General features: G+C 36.5%; 12 protein-coding genes and 1 other RNA gene. 7 read left to right on the forward strand and 6 right to left on the reverse strand.

The features are described 5' to 3' along the window. Nucleotides 1–89 precede the first annotated feature (89 nt). Together ssrA and IGM04_RS04610 are read right to left on the reverse strand one after the other, a co-directional pair. Nucleotides 90–456: a transfer-messenger RNA gene (ssrA, locus tag IGM04_RS04605) on the reverse strand. A 138-nt stretch (nucleotides 457–594) separates the two neighbouring features. After that, nucleotides 595–900, reverse strand: a complete 306-nt coding sequence (locus IGM04_RS04610) for a DUF898 family protein (RefSeq protein ID WP_002360604.1) — start codon at nucleotides 898–900, stop codon at nucleotides 595–597. A gap of 334 nt (nucleotides 901–1,234) precedes the next feature. Between IGM04_RS04610 and ace the strand changes: the two genes are divergently transcribed. The 3 genes from ace (at nucleotide 1,235) to IGM04_RS04625 (ending at nucleotide 5,784) form a co-directional block, all read left to right on the forward strand. Further along, nucleotides 1,235–3,259, forward strand: a complete 2,025-nt coding sequence (gene ace / locus IGM04_RS04615; RefSeq protein ID WP_438756715.1) for a collagen-binding MSCRAMM adhesin Ace — start codon at nucleotides 1,235–1,237, stop codon at nucleotides 3,257–3,259. Between the two features lie 173 nt (nucleotides 3,260–3,432). Further along, nucleotides 3,433–4,980, forward strand: coding sequence for an ATP-binding cassette domain-containing protein (locus IGM04_RS04620; RefSeq protein WP_256924917.1), 1,548 nt, complete (start codon nucleotides 3,433–3,435; stop codon nucleotides 4,978–4,980). A 69-nt stretch (nucleotides 4,981–5,049) separates the two neighbouring features. Beyond that, the gene (locus IGM04_RS04625; protein ID WP_086317779.1) at nucleotides 5,050–5,784 is read left to right on the forward strand and encodes a class I SAM-dependent methyltransferase; all 735 of its coding nucleotides are present in this window, start codon (nucleotides 5,050–5,052) and stop codon (nucleotides 5,782–5,784) included. On the opposite strand, the gene IGM04_RS04630 is transcribed toward IGM04_RS04625, so the two are convergent. From IGM04_RS04630 to IGM04_RS04645, 4 genes are all read right to left on the reverse strand, one after another. Next, nucleotides 5,781–6,182, reverse strand: coding sequence for a YxeA family protein (locus IGM04_RS04630; RefSeq protein ID WP_002358048.1), 402 nt, complete (start codon nucleotides 6,180–6,182; stop codon nucleotides 5,781–5,783). The genes IGM04_RS04625 and IGM04_RS04630 overlap by 4 nt on opposite strands. A 109-nt stretch (nucleotides 6,183–6,291) precedes the next feature. Then, nucleotides 6,292–7,644 carry an amino acid permease gene (locus tag IGM04_RS04635; RefSeq protein WP_002382100.1) on the reverse strand — a complete coding sequence of 451 codons (1,353 nt, stop codon included), beginning with the start codon at nucleotides 7,642–7,644 and terminating at the stop codon, nucleotides 6,292–6,294. Nucleotides 7,645–7,815: 171 nt separating this feature from the next. Next, nucleotides 7,816–8,001 (reverse strand): hypothetical protein, encoded by a 186-nt coding sequence (locus IGM04_RS04640; protein ID WP_002358046.1) that lies wholly within the window; start codon nucleotides 7,999–8,001, stop codon nucleotides 7,816–7,818. 180 nt (nucleotides 8,002–8,181) lie between these two features. Next, nucleotides 8,182–8,469, reverse strand: a complete 288-nt coding sequence (locus IGM04_RS04645) for a hypothetical protein (protein WP_002384728.1) — start codon at nucleotides 8,467–8,469, stop codon at nucleotides 8,182–8,184. Nucleotides 8,470–8,838: 369 nt separating this feature from the next. Here IGM04_RS04645 and IGM04_RS04650 point away from each other — a divergent pair, with 369 nt between their 5' ends. From IGM04_RS04650 to lepB, 4 genes are all read left to right on the forward strand, one after another. Next, nucleotides 8,839–9,600, forward strand: a complete 762-nt coding sequence (locus IGM04_RS04650) for a (Fe-S)-binding protein (RefSeq protein ID WP_002360596.1) — start codon at nucleotides 8,839–8,841, stop codon at nucleotides 9,598–9,600. Nucleotides 9,601–9,612: 12 nt separating this feature from the next. After that, the gene (locus IGM04_RS04655; RefSeq protein WP_086317780.1) at nucleotides 9,613–11,085 is read left to right on the forward strand and encodes a LutB/LldF family L-lactate oxidation iron-sulfur protein; all 1,473 of its coding nucleotides are present in this window, start codon (nucleotides 9,613–9,615) and stop codon (nucleotides 11,083–11,085) included. Further along, nucleotides 11,078–11,797 (forward strand): LutC/YkgG family protein, encoded by a 720-nt coding sequence (locus IGM04_RS04660; protein WP_002361597.1) that lies wholly within the window; start codon nucleotides 11,078–11,080, stop codon nucleotides 11,795–11,797. The genes IGM04_RS04655 and IGM04_RS04660 overlap by 8 nt, the downstream gene beginning before the upstream one ends. Before the next feature lie 220 nt (nucleotides 11,798–12,017). Beyond that, entirely contained in the window at nucleotides 12,018–12,566 is a 549-nt protein-coding gene (gene lepB / locus IGM04_RS04665; RefSeq protein WP_002358039.1) for a signal peptidase I, read from the forward strand. The last annotated feature ends 20 nt before the right edge of the window (nucleotides 12,567–12,586 follow it).

The following is a 12,586-nucleotide window of genomic DNA, read 5'->3' on the forward strand; positions in this document are numbered from 1 at the left end:
ACGAGCCTTCTCTTGCTTATAGAAAAAAAGAGCTAAAACCTTTATTTTATAAGGTTTTAGCTCTTTTTTGTTTTTCTCTACTTTTCTAAAAATGGAGACGGCGGGAGTCGAACCCGCGTCCAAACATATTGCCACTTAAATCTCTACGTTCATAGACACTCATTTAAAGGTTCGCTTTACAGCGTGCCGAGTGACAGGCATTCTGTATTGCTAGTCTGGTAAGCTCCTCTAAATTTTACAGACGGAAAAATTTAGCGTATCCCACTTCGATTAGGACCCTGACCCGAGCACATGGGCGATGCCGGGAGGATCTTCGCTAGCTGGTTTTTAGGCAGCTAAAGCGAAAGAATTGTTTTCGTTTTTAGCAGTTATATTTAACTGTAACGTTTTAACGTAGCCGTAACCTACGAAACGCAATTCAAGCTCAACTATGCCTGTCGAATCCGTAACGCCCCCGAAATAACATAAGTATCCCTTGATACTTATCAAAGTATAGCATAAATTCCTTGTTTTTTCAAAGAGTAGGATAACACTCTGTTAGATATTCATAAAAAGAGGAAGGATGGACCGTAACTCAGTTCATCCTTCCTCTTTTTATGAAAGTGTGTGGGTATGTTTTGTAATCCATTGTTGCAAACGGATATTCAACCAAAAACCATAAATTCCTAAAGTAATTATAGTTAATAAAAGCCATTTAATCCAATGACCGAATAATTGCATAGCTGTACCGTCAAAATAAAGGCGTTTACCATCAATAACGGTATGCTTGATTTTCCAGTTGTACATCATACAAATTCCCCAAGGTGCGCAAATGCCTAATGTAAAGACAGTAATCAAGGTTGCTAAAATTGAAGTCCCGATATACGTTGCTAAACCACCGTCAAAATATGAATTTTTCATTCTTTTCCTCCTTATCTCATAAACTTTATTATAACAAGAATAAATGGCCTGGGAAACAAAATGAGGATGAAATAAGTATTTTTATTCATTATTGATGTGAAATATGTTATTTATGCAACTCAAACTTGGCAGCATTAGATATTTTGTAACAAATGTTATCTAATGTAACTACCATAATAAACCGTTTTCCTTAGAAAGTGAATTAGAAATTTTAAAAAAAGGCTATTTAAATGAGCATTAATATTGTGTGAGATATATCTTTTTGCTATTGTCAACTTCTGAAAAAGACCACTAAGTGGAAAAAATAAGAGAAAAGAAGGGTGAATAATTTTTTATGACAAAAAGTGTAAAATTTTTAGTGTTACTGTTGGTAATGATTCTACCAATTGCGGGGGCGTTATTAATTGGTCCAATTTCATTTGGCGCCGAATTGAGCAAAAGTCCAATCGTTGACAAAGTAGAATTAGATCACACTACTTTATATCAAGGGGAGATGACCTCCATTAAAGTATCTTTTAGTGACAAAGAAAATCAGAAAATAAAACCTGGAGATACTATTACTTTAACTTTACCAAATGCATTAGTTGGAATGATCGAGAACGATGGCTCACCACGAAAAATCAATTTAAATGGTTTAGGGGAAGTTTTTATCTATAAAGATCATGTTGTAGCAACATTTAATGAAAAAGTTGAATCTTTACATAATGTGAATGGGCATTTTTCTTTCGGGATTAAAACGCTTATCACCAATAGTTCGCAACCGAACGTGATAGAAACGGATTTCGGAACAGCAACGGCGACTCAACGTTTGACGATTGAAGGAGTGACTAACACAGAGACTGGCCAAATTGAGCGAGACTATCCGTTTTTTTATAAAGTAGGCGATTTGGCTGGAGAGTCAAATCAAGTACGTTGGTTTTTAAATGTGAACCTCAATAAATCCGATGTCACAGAAGATATTTCAATTGCGGATCGACAAGGAAGTGGTCAACAATTAAATAAAGAGAGTTTTACATTTGATGTTGTGAATGACAAAGAAACTAAATATATTTCACTTGCCGAGTTTGAGCAACAAGGTTATGGCAAAATTGACTTTGTGACAGATAACGACTTTAATTTACGTTTTTATCAGGATAAAGCACGCTTTACTTCCTTTATCGTCCGTTACACTTCGACAATCACAGAAGCAGGCCAACATCAAGCAACATTTGAAAATAGTTATGACATCAATTATCAACTAAACAATCAAGACGCAACGAATGAAAAAAATACATCACAGGTTAAAAATGTTTTTGTAGAAGGCGAGGCAAGCGGTAATCAAAATGTGGAAATGCCAACAGAAGAAAGTCTAGACATTCCTTTAGAGACAATAGAAGAATGGGAACCAAAGACACCTACTTCGGAACAGGCAACAGAAACAAGTGAAAAGACAGACACAACAGAAACTGCAGAAAGCAGCCAACCAGAAGTTCATGTCTCACCAACAGAAGAAGAAAATCCAGATGAAGGTGGAACACTAGGCACGATTGAGCCAATCATACCTGAAAAACCAAGTGTGACAACTGAAGAGAATGGCGTAACAGAAACTGCAGAAGGCAGCCAACCAGAAGTCCATGTGTCGCCAACGGAAGAAGAAAATCCAGATGAAGGTGAAACACTAGGCACGATTGAGCCAATCATACCTGAAAAACCAAGTGTGACAACTGAAGAGAATGGCATAACAGAAACGGCAGAAAGCAGCCAACCAGAAGTTCATGTCTCTCCAACAGAAGAAGAAAATCTAGATGAAAGTGAAACACTAGGCACGATTGAGCCAATCATACCTGAAAAACCAAGTGTGACAACTGAAGAGAATGGCACAACGGAAACGGCAGAAAGCAGCCAACCAGAAGTCCATGTGTCGCCAACGGAAGAAGAAAATCCAGATGAAAGTGAAACACTAGGCACGATTGCACCAATCCTACCTGAAAAACCAAGCGTAACAACTGAAGAGAATGGTATAACGGAAACGGCAGAAAGCAGCCAGCCAGAAGTTCATGTCTCACCAACAAAAGAAATTACTACAACTGAGAAAAAACAGCCATCCACAGAAACAACTGTGGAGAAAAATAAAAATGTTACATCAAAAAATCAACCACAAATACTAAACGCTCCATTAAATACATTGAAAAATGAAGGAAGCCCACAGTTGGCTCCCCAACTGCTTAGTGAACCAATTCAAAAATTAAATGAAGCAAACGGGCAACGAGAACTTCCCAAAACAGGCACAACAAAAACACCGTTTATGCTAATAGCAGGAATACTGGCAAGTACATTTGCCGTTTTAGGTGTAAGTTATCTACAAATCAGAAAGAATTAACAATAGAAAAGCCATCCAGCTTTCGCTGGGGGGGCTTTTCTATTATCTGGAGATAAATTGCTGATAGGCGCCAATCAAAAACTATGCTACAGTAAGGTATATAATGCTCGAAAAGGAGGGAGTAAATGACTAAAAAAATATGATCGCACTTTCAGAAAAGCTTCACTTGGTACATTTTGATTGGTGTGATTGTTTCATTATGTAGTGCTTTAGCAATTTATTTTTTTCAACAGTTGTTAGATCATTATCAAAAAAGTTTCCAACTAGGGTTGTTAGTAGCGTATGGAACGACAATTATTTTAATTCCGCTATTGTCTTACTGTGAACAGAAACCGAAAGCTTACTTAACTAATGGCATCTATTTCTATTTGAAGACATTAAGTTTAATAAAAATGAGCAAGATTTCCTATGAAGAATATCTAAAACTGGGAGCGGGAGCTTTACTACAAAAAGTAGAAGTTGGTGCAGCAGCTGGGAGAAATATCCACTTGAATTTTTATGGACGCTTATTTCGAGAGCTAATTCCAGAGACGTTATTTAATTTGTTTTTCATAGCATTGATTGATAAAAAATTACTGCCAGCAATTCTAATTGGTTATGTGATTGTATTTATTTTAACCAAAATACTTTTGAAAACGCTACAAAACATGAAAGAAAAAACACTTATTTCCGAAGAAGCAATGAATGCTACTTTGATACGAGGGATGACCGAACTAGTAACTTTTAGAATTAATCGAAAATATAAAAAAGAGATTGAAAATTACGCGTTAATGGCAGAGGAAAATAGTCAAAATATAACAAAAATGACTATGATCCATGAATTTTTCTTTGGCTTTTTTGCCTTTTTAGTAGCACTAATCAAAGTAAGTATTGTCGTACTTAGTTTTACTAACGTCGTGACGCTAAGTTTAGGTGGACTTGTAGCGATAGTGATGTATATCGATCGAATTTATACGCCGATAGCCATATTTAATGTTTTATTTGTTCAATATAATTTGGATAAAGTAGCCTATCAGCGCTTGGAAGATTTTTATAAAAAAGAAGATGATCCTGATTTAGCGGTTCCAGGCAAAGCGTTACCTGAAATTCAAACAATTTCATTAAAAGATGTGTGTTTTAGCGTAGATAGTCAAACGATTATGTCCCAACAAAATCGACAATTTTCAATGAACAAAACCTATGGCTTGATTGGAAAAAGTGGGACAGGCAAATCTACCCTGATTAAATTGATTTTAGGATTATTGAAACCGACAGAGGGGACAGTTTATGTGAATCAATTTCCTCTAACACAATTCAATTTGGAAGATTATTATGAAAAAGTTTTTTATTTATCGCAAGATGTGCCAATATTTCAAGGAACGTTAAAAGAAAATATTGTATTGAATCAAGAAATTTCTGATGAACAAGTAATTGAAGCTATGTATCGTTTTCAGTTGGGGGAACTTTATGAACGGTTGCCGGAAGGTTTAAACACTATTGTGAGTGAAAAAGGAATGAATTTTTCTGGTGGCGAGAAACAACGGATTGCTTTCACGCGCTTAGCATTTACACAAGCAGAGATCCTTATTTTAGATGAGGCGACTTCCGCATTGGACGAAAAGACCGAAGAAAAAGTGTTACAAGAAGTACAAAAATTTACCCACAATAAGTTGACTATTTTGGTTACTCATCGACCTAAAACCCTGCGATTTGTAGATGAAATTATTGATTTAAATGAGTGAACTTGTTAGCTGTTTGGCACATCTTTTGCTACACTTTTTATAAGAATTGAGAGAAAGGGGCAACTGTTGATGAATAATAATGAGCAAGAATTAGCGGAATTTTGGGATGAATTTGCAGAAGAATATGAAGAAATTCAACAAGAATCGCCATTTCCAATTGCCCGAGAATTACGTGATTTCTTGGTCCAAGAAGGCATTTTTCCGTGTCAGACATTTCTGGATATCGCAGGTGGGACAGGACGATACTTACCTTTTTTTCAAGAGCAAGTCACGGAGTATACGCTAGCCGATATTTCTCAGAGAATGTTGGAGATTGCAGAAGCAAAAGCACAAAGCAACGTTGTTTTTCTTCACCAAAGCCAAGAAAGACTGATTGAGACTGGGAAAAAATTTCAAGTCGTTTTTTCAGCCATGAATCCTGCTTTGGATACGCCGGAAAAAGTTAATGCATTGTGCCAATTAAGTGAGGAATGGTGTCTTATATTTCGGTTAGTGGAAGAGCAAGATTCGTTATTTTCTCCTTTTGAGCAAGAGAGCAACCCGCAGTTAAATTGGATGGCACAATACAAAGTATTTCTAAAAAAAGAACAGCGCCCTTTTTTTACAAAAAAATTTTTCTTTGAAGCATCAGAAGCTATTTCAAAAGACTTTTTCCGCAACTATTTTGAAGAACAATGGTCAGTTCCAATTTTAGAACAACGCATACAAGAAATTTTTGGTTCTCATGAAATTAAGCAAAATCAGCGTACCATTATTTATGAATTAATTGTTATTCCATGTAAAAAAACAACCAGCGATGACTAATTATCGCTGGTTGTTTTTCGGTTATTTAATTGTGCGAAAGCTTTTTCTGGAATCTCTTTTTTATCAATTTTGACAGGAGATTGGATGATTCTTTTTTTACTAATGGTTGCTTCTATGTAAGCATTTGGTTCCAAAGGTTGAGGATTTTTGTCTGTCCGTTCGTAGTCCATAACTTGCGTTTTTCCATTACTTTTAACAAAAGTTAGTCGATAGTGTAAAGAATATTGGCCATCTATGCTTTTTTGATTGTCATCTACTGTTTGTTTTCGTTCAGGAATTTCTAGAGGAACTTGTGCATAGGCTTTTTCACCCTTATATGTATCTGCATAATAACGATAGCCTGTATAACCACCAACAATAAATAAGCCAATAAATAAAATAGCGCCGATTTTTTTCATTTTTTCTCCTCCTAACAATTTACAAAAATAGCATAGCAAAAGAAGAAGGAGATGGAACATCGAAAAAACGAACAGTTATCTTACAAAACTGTTCGTTTTTTTGGTCTATTTAGCTTTCATCAGAGAGTAGAAAGGAATCATTTTTCTTACGATAACTAAAGAAAATAACAAAGTACAATAGGCCTGTTAAAAGAGTGACGCCTAACGAATTTGTAAATAAGATGCCAATAAAGATGAGACCTAAAATGATTAAAGCAAGGAGATTAATACTTTTTTCAAAGAGAGACCCTCGTTTTAAAGACAGAACAAACGCCGCAGCGCTAATTAAAATCCAAATTAGCAAGACAGTGTAAGAGAGGGAACCGGCTAAGTAACCAAATAATTCATCGCCAACAAAATAAGAAAGAATAACGCCCAGATATAAAACACTTGCGCAGAAGAAAACTGAACGTTGAGGTACTTGGTGCTTGTTTAAAACCGCTAGTTTACTCATGGGTCCTTTTTTATCTTTTAAGCGAAAATATAAAAGGCGAGAAGAGGCGTATACCCCAGAATTAATAGAAGAAAACAAGGCTAAAATAATCACAAAATTTACGATGTCAGCAGCAAAAGGAATATTCATTTTTTCAAAAACCATAACAAATGGACTCACCGTTGTGCCTGCTAATGTATTCCAAGGGAAAATAATCAAAAGTAAGAATAATGGAATGATATAGAAGGAAATAATCCGTCCCATCACACCACGAATCGCCTTAGGAATGGCTTTTTTAGGATCATCTGCTTCACTGACAGTAATCGCGATTAATTCTGAACCGCCATAAGAATAAATAACTACTAATAAAGAATTAACAATACCTTTCATGCCATGTGGGGCGAAGCCACCATGATCGGTGATACTTTGTAAAGTAGGGAAGACACCACTGCCTAGCATTTGTTGTCCCACCAGATAAACACCAAAAATAATTAACAAAATGATGACACTAATTTTAGCAAACGCCAACCAATATTCTGTTTCTGCAAATAAACGAACCGAGTAAAGATTAATGAGCGTCGTTAAAATAGCTAAAATGAAAACAAAAAACCAAGCAGGAATATTAGGAAACCAAAGTTGTAAAAAGGAAGCTGCGGCAACCGCTTCTGCGATAATATTAATTGTCCACATGGAATAATAAACCCAATCAATAAAATCAGCAGAATGTGCACCTAAAAATGGTCGAACCAAGCCAGACAAACCATGATGTGTGTCTCCGCCATCTAAAACGAGTTTTCCTAAACCACTCATGACGATGAAGAGAACAGCACCGCCAATTAGAAAGGCGATTAATACAGAAGGACCAGCAATACCAATTGCTTCGCCACTTCCTTTAAAAAGACCTGCGCCAATCGCTCCTCCTAAGGCTAACATCGTAATATGGCGCGAGCTTAATTGTTTTTTTAAGGTTGTTTGTTGTGTTTCACTCATAGGATTCTCCTTTAATTGAAAAAAAATAATATGAAAATAACTTTCTTTATTATATACAATTTTCTGACAATTACAACTATTCTGTCAATGAAAATGAAAAAATAAGTGAAAAATATTATGAAAATAAAAAAATCGAGCAATTTAAGTGATTAAAATCGCTCAATTTTTTTATTAATTTTTATTTTTTAATAGAGTCATAATTGTTAATGGAACAGTAATGACTACATAGCCGATGATACTAGCCACTACTAAATAAGCTATAGGACTCGAGAAATTAAATAAGTCCGTTAAAAGTATTGCGACAATCATTGAAATAGCATAACAAATGAATAATTGAATAAACCGCTTTGCAGACAAAAAATCACCTCTTCCTAATTAGTTAAAGTCTCTTTTCAATCATTTAGTATACACCTGAAAAGAAGAATAAACTATCATTAATTAAAAGAAAAAGTGAAACCACTAGCGGATTTTTTGTTCAGCTGATTATCTTAAGAATTAGAAAATGGGACATAAGTCATTTCGACTTATGTCCCATTTTTATTTATGACGTTGGCTTCGTGTAAATTGAGAAGTCTCGTCCTCTCTAGTGGTTGATTGCTGTGTTCGTTGTACGGCTTGCTTTTCTGGCTCGCTCTTTTTTGCAACATCAGTCACAACGTTTGGCTTCTGAGAAGGGGGAACGGTTGTTTTTTTGTTTAAAGTTGGCGTAGTTCTTTTTGTTTCTTTCTTTTGTTTCTTTTTATTATTTTTATCATTTCCAGTGACTGTCAAATAGATAATCAGAAAAATCATTAGGATCGTTGCAACAATTAATAGAATAAACATGTTAAATGAAATGAACATGCATGGCCCTCGTTTCTCGTTTTTTCTTAGTTTACCAAAATTTCAAAATTTCGTCACTCTTTTCTTCAGAAAAAACGAATTTCAAAGGGGTTAAAAGAAACTTTTATAAAAAAGCCTCCTTTTTTGTGTGAAAATGCACAAAATTTCTGGAATCGTTTGCTGTTAAAACCAGATACTGGTAAAATAATTATTGTATAAGAATCATTTTAAAAAACGATTTTTGTTACAAATAACGTATTTGTTGAAAAGGCACTGTGAAGTAGTTAGAGACGACAGCCAAGTGACTTTTAATGACAGCCGCCCAATTAATTTCATGGAGCCTTTTCGTAGAAAACGAGGAGGTTATTTTGCGTGAAAGTGAGTATATTTTCGACATGCGTGGTGGATTTACTTTTTCCAAATGTAGGGCAAGCAATGGTAGAGGTTTTGGAACGTTATGGCTGTGAAACGGTTTTACCAACAAGCCAAACGTGTTGTGGTCAGCCAACGTATAATAGTGGCTATGTGACAGAGAGCACGACAACGCTTAAGAATCAAATTGATAGTTTTGACGGTGCCGATTATGTGGTGGGACCTGCGGGGTCTTGTGTCGGCATGATGAAAGAATACCACAAATTTTTAGCAGATGATCCTATTTATGGGCCAAAAGCACAACGTTTAGCTGAGCGAACTTATGAGTTTAGTCAGTTTCTTTATCGTGTCTTAGGGGTCAAAGATGTTGGCGCAACGTTATATGGGAAAGCCACTTATCATCGTTCTTGTCATATGACGCGAATTTTAAATGAACGAGAATCACCCTTTGTTTTGTTGGATCATGTGAAAGGATTAGAAATGATTCCTTTAGGACATCTTGAAAATTGTTGCGGATTTGGCGGAACGTTTTCAGTGAAAATGCCAGCTATTTCTGAACAAATGGTGACGGAAAAAATGAACGATGTGATTGATACAGGCGCAGAAATTTTAATTAGTGCGGATATGGGTTGCCTGATGAATATCGGGGGTAAATTCAATCGTGATGGGAAAAAGATTAAGATTATGCATATTGCAGAAGTCCTTAATCACGAAGTGGATGAAGCACGCATGGACCAACCGCAAATCATATCGGTAGGGTAAGGGGGAAGAACTGTGGGATTATCAACGAGCAATAAGCCGTTAAGTGAACGAATTGAAGAAAGTAAAAAAGATGTGTTTATGCAAAAGGCTGTCGCCAAAGCACAAGATGCCCAATGGGAGAAACGAGAAGGTGCGCGGGAAGCTTTAGGCAATTGGCCACAATGGCGTGAACTGGGAGAACAAATTCGCCAACATACAATTCAATATCTGCCTGACTATTTAGAAGAGTTCAGTGATAACGTCGCCAAACGAGGTGGCAAAGTCTTTTTTGCTCAAACCGCCGAAGAGGCCAATGAATATGTGAAACAAGTGGTTCTAGAAAAAAAGGCGAAAAAAATTGTGAAATCTAAATCAATGGTGACGACCGAAGTCGATATAGATCCAATGTTATTGGGATTAGACGATGTTAGTGTGATGGAAACAGATTTGGCGGAATTCATTTTACAAATGGATGACTGGGATGAGCCGTCACATATTGTTTTCCCAAGTATTCATAAAAATCGCGAACAGATTCGTCAGGTTTTTGCGAAAAAATTAGGGTATCAAGGAGATAATGACCCGGTAAATTTGGCACGCTGTGCACGAGAAGTGATGCGCAAATTCTTTTTGGAAGCGGAGATTGGCATTACAGGTTGTAATTTCGCTATTGCGGATAGCGGCTTAATTAACTTAAATACAAATGAAGGAAATGCTGATTTGACCATCAGTATTCCTAAGACACAAATCGTGTTAATGGGGATGGAAAGAATCGTACCAACAATGCGTGAAGCAGAGGTTTTAGATAACCTTTTAGCCAGAAGTGCCGTTGGTCAAAATTTAACAACGTATGTGACGTTTGCCGGGCAAAAAAATGCGGATGAATCCGATGGTCCAGAAGAATTTCACGTGGTCATTTTGGATAACGGACGTTCAAAAGCGTTAGGAACAGCCTTTCAGCCAGTCTTACAGTGTATTCGTTGTGGGTCTTGTCTGAATGTTTGTCCGGTCTATCGCCATATTGGAGGGCACGGTTATGGCTCTATTTATCCAGGACCAATTGGTGCTGTGCTTTCTCCAATTTTAGGTGGATATAAACAGTTTGGGGAATTGCCTTATGCATCTAGTCTTTGTGGGGCATGTACGGAAACGTGTCCTGTGAAAATTCCATTGCACGAATTATTAATTGAACATCGTAAAGTGATGACCGATGATCTGAAAACGAAACATGGATTTGAAGATTTCCAAATGCGTATGGTAGGTAAAGCCACTGGTTCACCAGCAATGTTTAAAGCAGCCATGAAAGTCGATCATGCTGCAGCGGGCATTTTAAGTAAACAAAAAGACATTACTGTTGAAAACATGTACAATCATGGAGGCTACCTTGATAAAGGACCAGGGTTAGTAAAAGGTTGGACCGATGTTCGTGATTTGCCAAGACCACCAAAATCTTCAGAAAACTTCAGAAGTTGGTTCAAAAAACATCAAGAAGGTGAAAAAAATGACTAATGAAGCGATTCAAAATCGAGAACCTTTTTTACAAAATCTACGAGAAAAATTAGGCGTAGAAAAACAGCCTGTTTCGGCCCATCCATTTGAGCCAGTTAATCATTTACCAGAAGAACAGTTGGCAGATAAAACACCAGCAGAGCTATTAACGATTGTGAAAGAACGTGTGGAAACGATTCACACGAACTTAGTGGAAACCACACAAGAAAATTTACTGACGACGATTCAGCAAATTGTTGCTGAGTTTGGTGGGGGCAATCTTTTATTGCCAACAGATGCACGTTTTGAAGCCTATGGATTAGCTGATTTAGCTAAGTCATTAGAGGCTGTTTCTGTTAAGCAATGGCAACCTGGAAGTGAGCAACGAGAAGCGAATATTCAAACAGCTGCTCAGGCAAATATCGCGATTGCCTTTGCTGAGTTTTTACTAGCTGAATCAGGAACGATTGTGGTGGAGTCCAATGCGGGGCAAGGCAGAGCTTTACACTTTTTACCGAAGCATTACATTTCAATTATACCGTTTAGCAAACTCGTTCCACGTTCGACTCAGCCAGCAGCTTTTTATACAGAAAAAATAGAAAAAGGCGAAAAAATTGGCTCAGCGATTCACTTTATTTCAGGGCCTTCTAATTCAGGAGATATTGAAATGCAACTGGTTGTCGGGTTGCATGGTCCTTTAGAAGTTTGTTACGTGGTTGTGATGGATCGCTAAAACGCTAGAAGCATAATCAATTCAGCCCTTTTTAGAATTGATTATGCTTTTTTTATGAGCAGGATCAAAAAAGTAAGAATCAAATTTGAAAGAAATACGTTTTTTTTCTGACCATTTTGTAAAAAAAGCGTACATAAAAATTAATTGGGTGTTAAGCACTATAGGATTGATTTACTTTGTGGTAGAATATGAGACATAAGATAATAAGGTTTTTGGAGGAATGAGTTTGAAATCAAAAGAATTAATTAAAACAGTCGTCTTTTTTGCCTGTTTAGCTTTGGGTCTGTTTTTACTGAGACAATTTGTATTTACGCCTGTCGTAGTGAGAGGTCATTCAATGGATCCAACGTTAGCAGATGGTGAACGGGTAATTACGTTAAAAAACACAGAAATTAATCGTTTCGATATTATTACTTTCCCAGCGCCAGATGAACCAGATAAAAATTATATTAAACGTGTGATTGGTTTACCTGGAGATACAATTGCGTACAAGGATGATACGTTGTACATCAATGGAAAAGAAGTTGACGAACCCTATTTAGATGAATTTAAAAAAGCCTTAACAGATGGTCAACCTTTGACAGGCGATTTTTCATTAAAAGAAAAAGTACCAGCAGATAGCTACTTTGTTTTAGGTGATAATCGACGGAATTCAAAAGACGGTCGTGTCATTGGTTTTATTCATAAAAAAGATATTTTGGGTGAAGTGAAATTCGTTATGTGGCCATTCTCACGGTTTGGTCCAATACCAGAAGTATCAAAACAATAAAAGAGACAATGAGTAAAAGA

The organism is Enterococcus sp. DIV2385 (assembly GCF_051711925.1).
Lineage (GTDB): Bacteria > Bacillota > Bacilli > Lactobacillales > Enterococcaceae > Enterococcus > Enterococcus faecalis.